Genomic DNA, 13,457 nt, shown 5'->3' with positions numbered 1-13,457 from the left:
GCTATTTGTTTTTCTATTCTTAGCTATAATTACAATCGCAATGATTATATATTTTGCAACAAGATAAAAGGGCTCTTTCCAAACTGAAGTAGTTTGGTAGGTAGCTACCTTATAATTTAAACAAATTGAAAAAGATGTTATGTTGTACCTTCCAAAAGGAGGTAGTTGCATAACATCTTTTTATTTTCACCAATAGCCTCAATTAAACCATCTAAAACCATTTGAGCTAATAATCTCTTTGTTGTTGAATCAGCTAGATTTAATAATTCTCTTGCTTCTTTATTTGTGATAGTTTCATTTTGATTGATATATTCTAGAAATAGACTTAACACGTTCTTTATCGGCTTTTATCGGCTTTTTATCGGCTTTTTTCTTGAATGATAAAGTAATAAAAGTTCTTTCAACATCATCTAGTCGTTCATCTATTACAGGTTCTTCAAAACCTTCATCATTCCAAACCTTTAGTAATTTTGGGATACCAGAACCTGCTCTTTCACCAATATCAATTAAATTAAATATCTTCATTAAAGTTTTATTTCTAGGATCAGATTCACCACCATTAAGCATTTGATATTTACCAACTCTAATGGAATCATTATCTTGGATTATAACAATGCCTCTAGGAATATAATAATCAGCAAAGGAGAACACTATTAATTCAAAGATTAATAAAAGAGTTGATAATGAATTTGTTGATAAGCATATTCAGTTTATGTTCATGTTTGTTATTTGGCTTATCACATATACTTAATGGATCATTATTAAAAGTTGCATTTACATTTGGAATTGGTTTAATATTTGGCTTTGCTAAAGAATATATTAAAGATTTACATTATCCAGGAGTATCTTTAGATCATAGACTACATAATTCTTTATTATATGTTGTTAGACTTACTTTAATTTAATAGATATAGCTTGAAAGAAAAGTATCAACAAATAAAAAAAGGCTGTTAAGAAACTCAAATAGTTTCTAGCAGCCCCTTTATTTTCTATTATCAAATGCTCTTTTTGATTTACGAATAGATTCTACATAGGTGATATTATGATTTTCTAGGAATTGCTTAAATTCCTTTAAGCCTTGCTTAACATCATCTACCTCAAATTCGATTTCATAATCGATTTTATCATAATAAACACTCTTATCAAAGAAGATTGTGCCAGACTTATATGGCGCACTACAACGGTATGTTTTAAGCTCAGCCATTTTCTTTACAAAATAGGGAAGGTCAATAATTCTTGCATCTAAACCATTTTCTAAATATTCTAAGGCCTTATCCTTAGAAAGAAGAATATGTGTTTCATCAGCACCAACCTCTGCTCTAGTCTTTTTTGTAAGCTTATAATTGGAACCCTTTTGACGAATACGAAGTACTGTTTTTTCTTCAAGTAACTTTGTATCTTCAGTATCAAAATAGTGATTGATTTGTTCGAAAATATTATTTTCTAGACCGAATTCTTTAACTAGTTCATTATATTTATCTTCTGAAATGAATGTTTTGAATTCAATTTCCTTATTTAGATACATGAATTCCACCACCTCTTAAAAAAATTCATATATTTATTATCTAATATTTATAGAGAAAAATCAAGTATTATGGTAAAATAATACCTAAAGTGGTGATAGTATGAAATATAGTGTATTAATTCGTGATGATGATAATTCAAAGAAAATAGCAGAATACATTAAGAAGAATATTAAATATTCTTACGATGAAAATAACCCAGAAATTGTCATAGCTATAGGTGGGGATGGAACTTTACTTGAAGCATTCCATAAATACCCAAATAGCATTGTTTTTGGACTACATACAGGGCATTTAGGCTTCTTTGCAAATTATAATCCAGATGACATAGATTTATTAATCAATGATATTAATAATAATACCTATAAAACAGAGAAAATCCCATTATTATCTATGTTAATAGAGGAATGGAATGGTAATGTATATTATGAGGATGCGATTAATGAGGCAACCGTATTATCTCCTGTGAAAACCTTAATTTTAGATGTAAAGATTGATGATGAAATATTAGAAAAGTTTAGAGGTACAGGCTTATGTGTTTCTACAACGGCTGGTTCAACTGCCTATAATAAATCCTTACATGGCGCTGTTGTTGATCATGATTTAGTTGTTATGCAGCTTGCTGAGGTTGCAGGTATTAATTCTAATGCTTATCGATCCTTAGGCTCACCACTCTTAGTTTCAAGCAAAAGAAGAATCACCTTAGAATCCGATATGCCACTAGAATTATCTGTTTCTATAGATAATTTATCCTATTCCCTTAAGGAATTTAAAAGAATTACCTTCTATTATCAAAATCATTTTATGAATATGGGGTATCATAATCTAGAAGGCTTCATAAAAAGGATTGCTAGAACGTTCATAGATTCAGGAAAATAGTGAAAGCATTTACACCTTTTGATTTCCTTTCGGGGGCGAAAATAATATTGCAAGAAAAATGCAAAAGTGATAGAATAATAATTGCAAAAAAACTATTATTTAGGAGGAATATATTATTATGGCTGTTAAAGTCGCAATTAATGGTTTTGGTCGTATTGGCCGTTTAGCATTCAGACAGATGTTTGGTGCAAAAGGTTATGAAGTTGTTGCTATCAACGATTTAACTTCACCTAAGATGTTAGCAAATTTATTAAAGTATGACACTGCACAGGGTGGTTATGCTGGCAAGATTGGTGAAAACTTACACACAGTATCTTCTAAGGAACCAGTTTTAGCTGAGGATGGCAAGACTGTTGTTACTCCAGGTTCTATTACTGTTGATGGTAAGGAAATCACTATCTACGCTATGCCAAAGGCACAGGATTTACCTTGGGGTGCATTAGATGTAGATGTTGTTTTAGAGTGTACAGGTTTCTATACTTCTAAGGCTAAGGCAGAAGCTCATATTGAAGCAGGTGCTAAGAAGGTTGTTATTTCTGCTCCAGCAGGAAAGGATCTTCCTACAATCGTATTCGGTGTTAATGAGAAGACATTAACTCCAGCTGATACAGTTATTTCTGCAGCTTCTTGTACAACAAACTGTTTAGCTCCTATGGCTGACGCTTTAAATAAGTATGCTCCAATCCAGTCTGGTATCATGTCTACAATTCATGCATACACTGGTGACCAGATGATTCTTGATGGACCACACAGAAAGGGTGACTTACGTCGTGCTCGTGCTGGTGCAGCAAACATCGTTCCAAACTCTACAGGTGCTGCTAAGGCAATCGGTTTAGTTATTCCTGAATTAAATGGTAAGCTAATTGGTTCTGCTCAGCGTGTTCCAGTTCCTACAGGATCTACTACTATTTTAACTGCAGTAGTTAAGGGTAAGGACGTTACTGCTGAAGGTATCAATGCTGCTATGAAGGCTGCAGCTAGCGAGTCCTTTGGTTACAACGAAGACCAGATCGTATCTTCTGATGTTATCGGTATGAGATATGGTTCTTTATTCGATGCAACTCAGACTATGGTTGCTCAGGTTGCTGAGGATACTTACCAGGTACAGGTTGTTTCTTGGTATGACAACGAGAACTCTTATACAAGCCAGATGGTTCGTACAATCAAGTATTTCGCTGAATTAAAGTAATAATATTCTGATTAAAATAAGATTAGCCTGAATTCGTTCAGGCTTTTCATTTGCTCTAAAAATGCTATAATATAAGAAATTTGGAGGTTTTCTATGGATTGGCAAACATTTATCAAAGAAGAAGAAAAAAAGCCATATTGGGCAAATCTTATGACGGCTGTTGATGACGAATATGAAAAATATACCTGCTATCCAGAATATAAAAATATATTCCATGCATTTGATATGACTCCTATGGATAAGGTAAAGGTAGTAATTTTAGGCCAAGACCCCTACCATGAGCCTAACCAAGCTCATGGACTTGCATTTTCGGTTTTATGTGAAAAATTACCTCCTTCCTTAGTAAATATTTATAAAGAAATGGAAAATGATTTAGGTATTAAAATTAACCAGGATGGTAATTTAGATTATTTAGCTAAGCAGGGTGTTCTTTTATTAAATACAGTATTAACTGTAAGAGCACATGAGGCTTTTTCTCATAAAAGCTTTGGCTGGACCATATTCACCGATCATGTAATAGAGGCATTAGATAGACTAGATCAGCCTATTGTATTTCTTCTTTGGGGAGCCCCAAGTCAAAAGAAGAAGGTATTCTTAAAAAATCCGAAGCATTTGGTTTTAGAATCTGCCCATCCATCTCCACTTTCTGCATATAGAGGCTTTTTTAACTCAAAACCATTTAGTAAAGTAAATGATTATTTAAAAAAATCAAATTGTAGTGAAATCATATGGGATAAAAGAAATTATCATTAGATTTTTTTAGGACTATTTTCAAATAGTCCATTTTTTTATTTAGACGAAAACATGTAAACGATTACAAAAAATTGGAAATCGTTTACCCTTTTCAATTTTAAAATTTTCTCGTATAATTAAATCGAAATGACGGTTAGTGATTTTAATATTTCTTATTTTTACTTGGAGGATTAGAATGGAAGAAAAAATCTTAACACCTCAAGAAGAGGTTGACGAGTTAGTTCAAAAGGGTTTAAAGGCTTTAGATGAATACGCTCATTTTACTCAAGAACAAATTGATTACATCGTTGCAAAGTGTTCTGTTGCTGCACTAGACAAGCATGGTGAATTGGCTAAGGCTGCAATCGAAGAAACTGGCCGTGGTGTATTCGAAGACAAGGCTACTAAGAATTTGTTCGCTTGTGAATATGTTACAAACGATATGAAGCGTTTAAAGACTGTTGGTGTTATCCGTGAGGATGATGTTACAGGTATGGTAGAGCTTGCTGAACCAGTTGGTGTTGTTGCAGGTATTACTCCAGTTACAAACCCAACATCTACAGCAATTTTTAAGTCATTAATTTGTATTAAGACTAGAAATCCAATTATCTTTGGCTTCCACCCAAGTGCACAGAAGTGCTCTGTTGAGGCTGCAAAGGTAGTTTATGAGGCTGCGATTGCTGCAGGTGCACCAAAGAACTGTATTCAGTGGATTGAACATCCATCTATGGATGCAACAACTGCCCTAATGCAGCATCCAGGTGTTGCAACAATCTTAGCTACAGGTGGTAATGCAATGGTTCGTGCCGCATATTCTTGTGGTAAGCCAGCACTTGGTGTAGGTGCAGGTAACGTTCCAGCATACATGGAAAAGACTTGTAATGTTCGTCAGGCAGTTAACGATATCGTAATGTCTAAGGCATTTGATAATGGTATGATTTGTGCTTCTGAGCAATCTGTAATCGTAGATGCTGAAATCTATGAGGAAACTAAGGAAGAGTTCAAGAAGTTTGGTGTATATTTTGCAAATAAGGCAGAAAAGAAAAAGCTTGAAGCATTTATGTTTGGTGTAAATTCTAAGGAAGATGCTCCAAATGCTAAATTAAATCCAAATATCGTTGGTAAGTATGCAACTTGGATTGCTAAGGAAGCAGGCTTTGAGGTTCCAGAAAATACTGTAATCATCATGGTTGAATGCTCAACTATCGGTGTATCTGAGCCATTAACTAGAGAAAAGCTTTCACCAGTTTTAGCAATGGTTAAGTCTAACTCTACTCAAGAGGGCTTCGATTTAGCTAAGGCATCTGTATGCTTCAATGGTTTAGGACACAGTGCTGCAATTCATACTGCGTCCCAAGAATTATGTACTAAATTTGGTGATTATATCCCTGCAATTCGTATAATTTGTAATTCACCTTCTACATTCGGTGGTATTGGTAATGTTTATAACTCATTCATTCCATCTTTAACATTGGGCTGCGGTTCTTATGGTCACAACTCTGTTGCTGGTAACGTAGGTCCATTAAACTTATTAAATATTAAGAAAGTAGGACGTAGAAGAAATAATATGCAGTGGTTTAAGATTCCATCTAAGATTTATTTTGAAAGAGATGCCATCGAATACTTACATCAGATGAAGGAAATGAAGAAGGCATTAATTGTTACAGACCGTTCATTAGTTGAGCTAGGTTATGTACAAAAGGTTATTGATCAGCTACAGCTAAGAAGCCCACAGGTTCCATATCAGCTATTCTGTGATGTTGAACCAGATCCATCGATTCAAACTGTATTAAAGGGTGTTGAATTAATGAGATCCTTCGAGCCAGATACAATCATCGCACTTGGTGGTGGATCTTCTATGGATGCTGCTAAGGGTATTTGGTTATTCTATGAGCACCCAGATGTAAACTTCAATGACTTAAAACAGAAGTTCATGGATATCCGTAAGAGAGCATTCCAGTATCCAGAATTAGGTAAGAAGGCAAAATTAGTTTGTATTCCTACAACATCTGGTACAGGCTCTGAGGTTACTCCATTCGCCGTTATTACAGATAAGGTTGAGCACAAGAAGTATCCATTAACAGATTACTCCTTAACTCCAACGGTTGCTATCATCGACCCAGCATTCGTTATGAATTTACCTAGATCTATCGCTGCAGATACAGGTATGGACGTATTAACCCATGCACTTGAGGCTTATGTTTCTACACTTGCTTCTGATTATACAGATGGTTTAGCTATTCAGGCGATTAAGCTAGTATTCAAATATTTAGAGCGTTCTTATAAGAATGGTAAGAATGACCCTGAGGCTAGAGAGAAGATGCATAACGCATCTACACTTGCTGGTATGGCATTCGCTAATGCATTCTTAGGTATGAACCACTCTATGGCTCATAAGGTTGGTGCTGAATTCCATGTTCCTCATGGACGTGCTAACGCAATCCTATTACCTTATACCATTCGTTACAATGGTCAAAAGCCACAGAAGCTTTCTACATGGCCAAAGTACAATTTCTATCGTGCGGATGAAAGATATGCAGAAATCGCTCAGATTTTAGGCTTACCTGCATCTACAATCGAAGAGGGTGTTGAATCTCTAGCTAAGGCAGTTGGTAACTTAGGTAAGGCAGTTGGTATCAAGATGAACTTCCAATCACAGGGTATCGATAGAGATACTTGGATGAATTCTGTAGTTAAGCTTTCTTACTTAGCTTACGAGGATCAGTGCTCTCCAGCTAACCCAAGAGTACCTATGGTTGAGGATATGCAGAAGATCTTACGTGATGCATATGATTCAACGGAATTCTTAGATAAAGAATAATGCATGATGACTCCTTTAGAAATAAAGGAGTTTTCTTTTTGGAAAATTATGGTAAAATAGGTTGTATTATGGAGGTAACTTATGCTTACAACAAAACAAAAGGTCTATTTAAGAAGCTTAGCCCAAGGTATAAAGCCTGTAGTGCAAATAGGAAAAGAAGGCTTAAGTGATAATTTAATGGAAACCGTTCTCAATTATTTAAAGAAGCACGAGCTTATAAAAATATCTATTTTACAGAATTCTTATGTGACTAAGGAAGAAGCAATTGAATTCTTTAATCAAGAGGAAATAGAATTTGTACAATCCATCGGAAGACAAATCATTTTATATAAGCAAAGTGATGATGCTATAGATCCAATTAAGTTCCCCAAAAAATAATAGGATTATTTTATACAACCCAAACAAATTTGGGTTGTTTTCTTTAAATTCCTCTTATATTTTGCTATAATAGTAATACATTTTAGAAAACGGTAGTGTGATAATATGAAACGATTAATTTTAGTTGATGGAAACTCTCTTATGTATAGGGCTTATTATGGAATGAGTGCAGGTGGTACTCCAACGGCAAATTCTAAAGGCTTATTTACTAATGCGATTTATGGATTTGCTCGAATGATGAATAGCTTAATTATGAATCCATATGATGCTATCTTAGTAGCCTTTGACGCGGGAAAGAAAACCTTCCGTCATGATATGATGGGAGATTACAAGGCCGGAAGAGCACCTATGCCAGATGAATTTCGTATGCAAATATCCTATATCAAAGAATTCCTAGATATTATGAGAATAAAAAGATGGGAACAGGATTTATATGAGGCCGATGATATCATTGGCACAATGGCTAAAAAGGCATCCGATTTAGGATATCATGTAGATATATATTCTTCCGATAAGGATTTATTACAATTAATTAGTGAAAATACTACAGTTCATATGACGAAAAAGGGCTTTAGTGAGCTTGAGGATTTTACCCCTGAGCATTTCTTGGAGGTTTATGGCATACCATACACCTCATGGGTAGATTTAAAGGCTTTGATGGGTGATAAAAGCGATAATTTAGCCGGTGTACCAGGTATTGGTGAAAAAACGGGAGTGAAGCTTTTAAATACCTATGGCTCATTAGAAGGAATATTATCCCATAAGGATGAAATAAAGGGATCTGTTGGCGAAAAGATTAGAGCGAATGTAGATTCTGCGTTATTATGCCAAAAAATGGCAACGATTCTAAGAGATTTCCCTATAGGTATATCTATAGATGAGCTTGACCGCAAGGAAATGGATAAGAATCGATTAATCGAATTCTATACGGAATTAGAATTTAAATCCTTACTTAGGGAATTAACCTTCGATGCACCAAAAATTGAACAAAATAAAATGGAATATAAGGCAATAACCAATGGGGGAGAATTATCGGATATTTTAGAGGATAATTCCGCTATGATTTTTGAAACCTTCGAATATAATTATCACAAAAGTCCGCTTCTAGCGATAGGTATAAAAAATAGTAAGGGTACCTTTGTTGTTGACCCAAATATTATCTTTAATTCTATGGATTTTATGATGTTCTTATCCGATAAGAACAATCATAAAGCCATCTTCGATTATAAAAGAGCCTATGTACTATCGAAAAGATTAGGACTTGAGCTATTAGGTGTAGATTTCGATTTATTACTTGCAACCTATATCCTTAATCCATCTGCCGCAAAAGAAGAATTTAAAGGCATTGCTGATTTTTATGGTATTAGCGATTGCTACTACGATGAGGCAATCTACGGTAAGGGTGCAAAAAAATTCATTCCAGAAAAGAATGTCATCTATTCTCATGTTGCTAAGAAGGTAAACACCCTTTACGCACTTAAATGCGATGCTATAGAAAGATTAAAGGAAAAGGATCAATATCATCTACTTACGGAAATTGAAATACCACTATCCCGTGTTTTAGGTAAAATGGAATTCCAGGGTATGATGGTAGATAAGGAGGAATTAAATCGTCAGGAATATGCATTAAATCAGGATATAAATATTCTTGTTGAAAAGATTTATTCCATCGCGAATCACGAATTTAATATATCCTCCCCTAAGCAATTAGGTACAGTATTATTTGATGAGCTAAAATTACCATATCCAAAGAAAAAGGGACAATCCTATTCTACGGATATTGAGGTATTAGAGGCGATTCGTGAGGCGAGTCCAATTGTCCCATTAATTATTGAATATAGAGCGAAAACAAAGCTTATGTCTACTTATGTGAGTGGCTTAAGAGAAATGATATATCCAGACGATAAGGTGCACACGATCTACCAACAGGCCCTAACCCAAACAGGAAGATTATCCTCTATTGAGCCTAATTTACAAAATATCCCAATTCGTACGGAGGAGGGACATAAAATCAGAAGGATGTTTATACCATCTAGTCCTAAGAATAGCCTATATTCCTCTGATTATTCTCAAGTTGAGCTTAGAGTATTAGCTCATATGGCTAATGTAGGAAAACTAAAGGAAGCCTTCTTAAATGGAGAGGATATTCATACAAGAACTGCTCAGGAGGTTTTTGGCACAAAGGAAGTAACGCCTGAGGAAAGAAGACGTGCTAAGGCAGTAAACTTTGGTATTGTCTATGGCATTAGCGCCTTCGGTCTTGCACAAGATTTACATATATCGAACACTATGGCTTCCGATTTCATTAATAAATATTATGAGGCATATCCAGAAATTAAAGCATTTATGGATGAAACCATCGAATTCTGTAAAAATAATGGCTATGTAAAGACTATGAAGAATCGAATTCGTTATATACCAGATATAAATTCAAAAATATACATGCAAAGGGAATTTGCAAAGCGTACCGCAATGAACGCTCCAATTCAGGGTAGTGCTGCAGATATTATCAAAATTGCAATGGTAAAAATTGATAATGAGCTTGAGGAAAGAGGCTTAAGAAGCAAAATGCTCGTACAGGTTCACGATGAATTGGTCTTTGAGGTAGAAGAAGGAGAAGAGGATGCATTAAGAGAACTCGTAAAAAGAAATATGGAAAATGCAGTCAAGCTTGATGTGCCTCTAATCGTAGATGATTCCTTTGGTAAGAATTGGTATGAGGTAAAATAATGCCAGAGCTACCTGAGGTTGAAACCGTAAAAGAAGTATTAAAACAACATTTAGTTCATAAAACCATAGAATCGATCGATGTATTTTATCCGGGTATCCTTGAAGATCCTATCGATGAATTTTTAAAGAATACCTTGAATAAAACGATAATCGATATCAAACGATATGGTAAATATTTAATATTTGAACTAAATAAAGGTTATCTATTATCTCATCTAAGAATGGAGGGTAAATATTATTATTTAGAGAATTCTTTTATGGAGGATAAGCATATCCATGTCGTATTCCATTTTAAGGACAACTCCACTCTTTATTACAAGGATGTTAGAAAATTTGGTAGGATGAAATATATAGATAACAATATCTATGATGAATTACCATTATCTAAGCTAGGGCCAGATTTAATATTAAATGAGAATATAGATTTAGATGATATATACCATAAAATACATAGAAGCAATAAAACGATTAAGCAACTATTACTCGACCAAGAAATACTTGCAGGGCTTGGTAATATCTATGTAGATGAGGTTTTATTTAGCGCAAGAATTAATCCCAAGAAAAAGGGCTATAGAATTACTAAGAAGAACCTTAAGGATATTCTTATAGAATCTAAAAAGATTTTAACCCTTGCAATTTCCCATAAGGGTACAACGATAAAAAGCTATACATCGAGCTTAGGAGTAGAAGGAGAATACCAAGCATTTTTACAAGTTCACACAAAAAATATATGTCCTAATTGCAAAATGACATTAAATCGTGTTAAAATAGATAAAAGAATGACATATTATTGTAAGAACTGTCAGAGGTGATAGAATGAGAAAGGTCATTGGCGTTACTGGTGGCATATCCTCTGGAAAGAGTAATGTAATATCTATTATAAAAAGACAGGGCTTTAAGGTCATTGATTGTGATTTAATCAATCACAATCTTCAAAAAATAAATATGCCTATTTATAATGCGATTAAAGAAGCATTCGGTAGTTCCTACTTTTTAGATAATAAAGAATTAGATAGAAAGAAATTAGGAGAATTAATTTTTCATAATGAGAATGAAAAACTAAAACTCAATTCTATTTCCCATCCCATTATCAAAGAAGAGGTATTAAAGGAAATAAATCAGGCAGATGGAATCGTATTTGTTGATGTACCCCTATTATATGAGTCAAAATTTGATTCCTTATGTGATAAGGTAATCTGTGTATACCTAAACAAAGAAACACAAATAAAAAGGCTTATGGAGAGGGATCATATAGATTATTCCTATGCAAAAGCTAAAATTGCATCACAAATGGATTTAGATAAAAAAAGGGATTTGGCTGATTATGTAATTGATAGTAAAGGGAGCTTTCAAGAAACATACCGCCAGGTACTAAAAATATTAGAAATGATTAAAGGAGAATAAATTATGGCAGACATTATTACAAGCGAAAACGCAAAATCCTTAGAATTACAAACGCATTATTACAAGGCAAATTATATGGATCTTAAGGAAGAATATATGCATATTCTGAATAAGGCTCATTATAAGATTGTTTCTGAAAATGATGATTACTGCGAGGTATATGCTGAGGCACCTCATATGGAGGTTATCGCAAAGATCACTCAGCTTGAGCCTCAAATCCCTGAAACATCGATCGACTTCGAGGTTCATGCAGACTTCGTTGTTGGTGCAGCAAAAAAGGCTACTACCTTCATTAAGGAAGTATTAGAGGGCTTAGAAGCAAAATTCGAATTCAAGGGCGTTTCCCTTCATAAGTAGGAGTATTGTGGCCCAGAATTTAGTGGCTAGCACATCAAAATTTCATATTTATTCCAGCTTTAATTTATCCACCGATGATATTAGTGCTCTATCCCTTTTATATGCACCATTAATCGGGAATGATGCATTTACGCTTTATATGGCACTTGCTGCCCTTTTAAATCGTAATAATTTAAAAAGCGAGGAAATTATACATCAGGACCTATTCGACATTTACTCCTTGAAGCCTGTCGATTTTTTAAGATCGAAAAATAAGCTCGAGGGAATAGGTCTTTTACTTACATATGAAAAAGACGGGGACTATATTTATGTGCTATTACCACCTCTATCCCCTAAAAATTTTATAAAAGATGCTGTATATGGCTTATATCTACATTCTAAGGTAAGAAAGGAAGCCTATGAGCTAATTAAGAAGCATTTCTTAATTGAAAAGCCAGACGTTTTAGGCTATAAGGAAATCACAAAATCCTTTGATGAGGTTTATTCATCTAGGGTAAGCAGTGATGAAACCTTTGAAAAGTTTAGCTATCTTTTAGGAAAAAATCCGACAAATTATTTAGATATCAAAAATGTAACCTTTGATTTTGATAAATTTGCTAAAGAAATTAATGAGGATTACCTAGAAGCAGGTATCGATAGTACATTTAAGGAGCAAATTATTAAATTATCCTTTGTTTATTTATTCAATGAGCATGATATGGCTACTCTATTTATGGATTCTATCAATAAAAATGGCTATTTTGATTATCGTATACTAAAGAAAAAGGCGAATGTTTTATTTGAATATAGAAGAAATATGAATGCACCAAAGCTTGTTGAAAAGGAGGAATTAGATGGTAAGCCATCCGATTTAGTTTCCTTCTTAGATAACGCATCTCCAAGTAGGGTATTGCAAATGGTGAATCCTAAATACCCGGCAACCTATCTTGCAACCATTAATGAAATTTATAATTCGATTAGCCTTCCTAGGGGCGTAATCAATTGTATGATTATTAAAACCTTAAGAGATAAGGGAGGAGAATTACCACCAGTTACTTATTTCAAAAAGGTTGCTGAATCCTGGATTCAGGATAATATCCTATCCACAAAGGATGCAGTAGTATATATTACTACAACTAAGGAATTAAGACCTTCAAAATCAAGGAAGGATAGTGATTTCTCAAGTCAATCTAAACGAGAAATTGTTTGGAAGGAGGCAAAATAATGGAAAAAATCAAATTACCTGCTGCAGATTTAGAGCAGGTAGATAAATTTGTTACAAGCGTTCAAGAGCTTTTTCCAAAGCATAATGTAAATATTAATAATGTCAATGATTTTGCCTTAATGTATGAGGAAAGAAGACATTGCGCAAGATGCAAGGGCTTAGATTATTGCAAAAACAATGAGAAAGGATATTGCCTTTCAGTAAACGAATTTGATGAATTCTCAATAGAAGAATGCAAAT

At 34.1% G+C, this 13,457-nt stretch carries 14 protein-coding genes; 11 read left to right on the top strand and 3 right to left on the bottom strand.

Translation table 11 applies throughout. The features are described from left to right. Nucleotides 1–137 precede the first annotated feature (137 nt). The 3 genes from SPJ17_RS04565 to SPJ17_RS04555 form a co-directional block, all read right to left on the bottom strand. On the bottom strand, nt 138–332 hold the full coding sequence (locus tag SPJ17_RS04565; protein WP_321093104.1) for a winged helix-turn-helix transcriptional regulator: 195 nt from the start codon (nt 330–332) through the stop codon (nt 138–140). Continuing rightward, entirely contained in the window at nt 295–567 is a 273-nt protein-coding gene (locus SPJ17_RS04560) for an ATP-binding protein (protein WP_321093102.1), read from the bottom strand. The genes SPJ17_RS04565 and SPJ17_RS04560 overlap by 38 nt, the downstream gene beginning before the upstream one ends. A gap of 415 nt (nt 568–982) precedes the next feature. Next, a complete protein-coding gene (locus SPJ17_RS04555) occupies nt 983–1,525 on the bottom strand; it encodes a CYTH domain-containing protein (protein WP_321093100.1) in 543 nt (180 codons plus the stop codon). 100 nt (nt 1,526–1,625) lie between these two features. Here SPJ17_RS04555 and SPJ17_RS04550 point away from each other — a divergent pair, with 100 nt between their 5' ends. The 11 genes from SPJ17_RS04550 to SPJ17_RS04500 form a co-directional block, all read left to right on the top strand. Then, a complete protein-coding gene (locus tag SPJ17_RS04550) occupies nt 1,626–2,402 on the top strand; it encodes an NAD kinase (protein WP_321093099.1) in 777 nt (258 codons plus the stop codon). A gap of 118 nt (nt 2,403–2,520) precedes the next feature. Further along, entirely contained in the window at nt 2,521–3,591 is a 1,071-nt protein-coding gene (gene gap / locus SPJ17_RS04545) for a type I glyceraldehyde-3-phosphate dehydrogenase (protein WP_321093098.1), read from the top strand. A 93-nt stretch (nt 3,592–3,684) separates the two neighbouring features. Further along, complete coding sequence (locus tag SPJ17_RS04540) at nt 3,685–4,344, top strand: uracil-DNA glycosylase (protein WP_321093097.1); 660 nt, start codon at nt 3,685–3,687, stop codon at nt 4,342–4,344. 175 nt (nt 4,345–4,519) lie between these two features. Next, nucleotides 4,520–7,144, top strand: coding sequence for a bifunctional acetaldehyde-CoA/alcohol dehydrogenase (gene adhE, locus SPJ17_RS04535; protein ID WP_321093096.1), 2,625 nt, complete (start codon nt 4,520–4,522; stop codon nt 7,142–7,144). 81 nt (nt 7,145–7,225) lie between these two features. Beyond that, nucleotides 7,226–7,522 (top strand): YhbY family RNA-binding protein, encoded by a 297-nt coding sequence (locus SPJ17_RS04530; RefSeq protein WP_321093095.1) that lies wholly within the window; start codon nt 7,226–7,228, stop codon nt 7,520–7,522. Nucleotides 7,523–7,627: 105 nt separating this feature from the next. Beyond that, nucleotides 7,628–10,252 (top strand): DNA polymerase I, encoded by a 2,625-nt coding sequence (gene polA / locus SPJ17_RS04525; RefSeq protein WP_321093093.1) that lies wholly within the window; start codon nt 7,628–7,630, stop codon nt 10,250–10,252. Next, the gene (gene mutM / locus SPJ17_RS04520; protein ID WP_321093091.1) at nt 10,252–11,064 is read left to right on the top strand and encodes a DNA-formamidopyrimidine glycosylase; all 813 of its coding nucleotides are present in this window, start codon (nt 10,252–10,254) and stop codon (nt 11,062–11,064) included. Before polA ends, mutM begins: the two co-directional genes overlap by 1 nt. 4 nt (nt 11,065–11,068) lie before the next feature. Next, nucleotides 11,069–11,656, top strand: a complete 588-nt coding sequence (gene coaE, locus SPJ17_RS04515) for a dephospho-CoA kinase (RefSeq protein WP_321093089.1) — start codon at nt 11,069–11,071, stop codon at nt 11,654–11,656. Nucleotides 11,657–11,659: 3 nt separating this feature from the next. After that, on the top strand, nt 11,660–12,013 hold the full coding sequence (locus SPJ17_RS04510; protein ID WP_321093088.1) for a hypothetical protein: 354 nt from the start codon (nt 11,660–11,662) through the stop codon (nt 12,011–12,013). A 7-nt stretch (nt 12,014–12,020) separates the two neighbouring features. Continuing rightward, nucleotides 12,021–13,217, top strand: a complete 1,197-nt coding sequence (locus tag SPJ17_RS04505) for a DnaD domain protein (RefSeq protein ID WP_321093086.1) — start codon at nt 12,021–12,023, stop codon at nt 13,215–13,217. Continuing rightward, nucleotides 13,217–13,457, top strand: a 241-nt coding sequence (locus tag SPJ17_RS04500; RefSeq protein ID WP_321093084.1) for a hypothetical protein, incomplete at its 3' end; no start/stop codon positions are given. The genes SPJ17_RS04505 and SPJ17_RS04500, both read left to right, overlap by 1 nt.

This window comes from Anaeroplasma sp. (assembly GCF_034179385.1).
Lineage (GTDB): Bacteria > Bacillota_I > Bacilli_A > Acholeplasmatales > Anaeroplasmataceae > Anaeroplasma.
The sequence above is the reverse complement of the archived record's forward strand: the minus strand, read 5'-3'. Positions and strand labels throughout refer to the sequence as shown.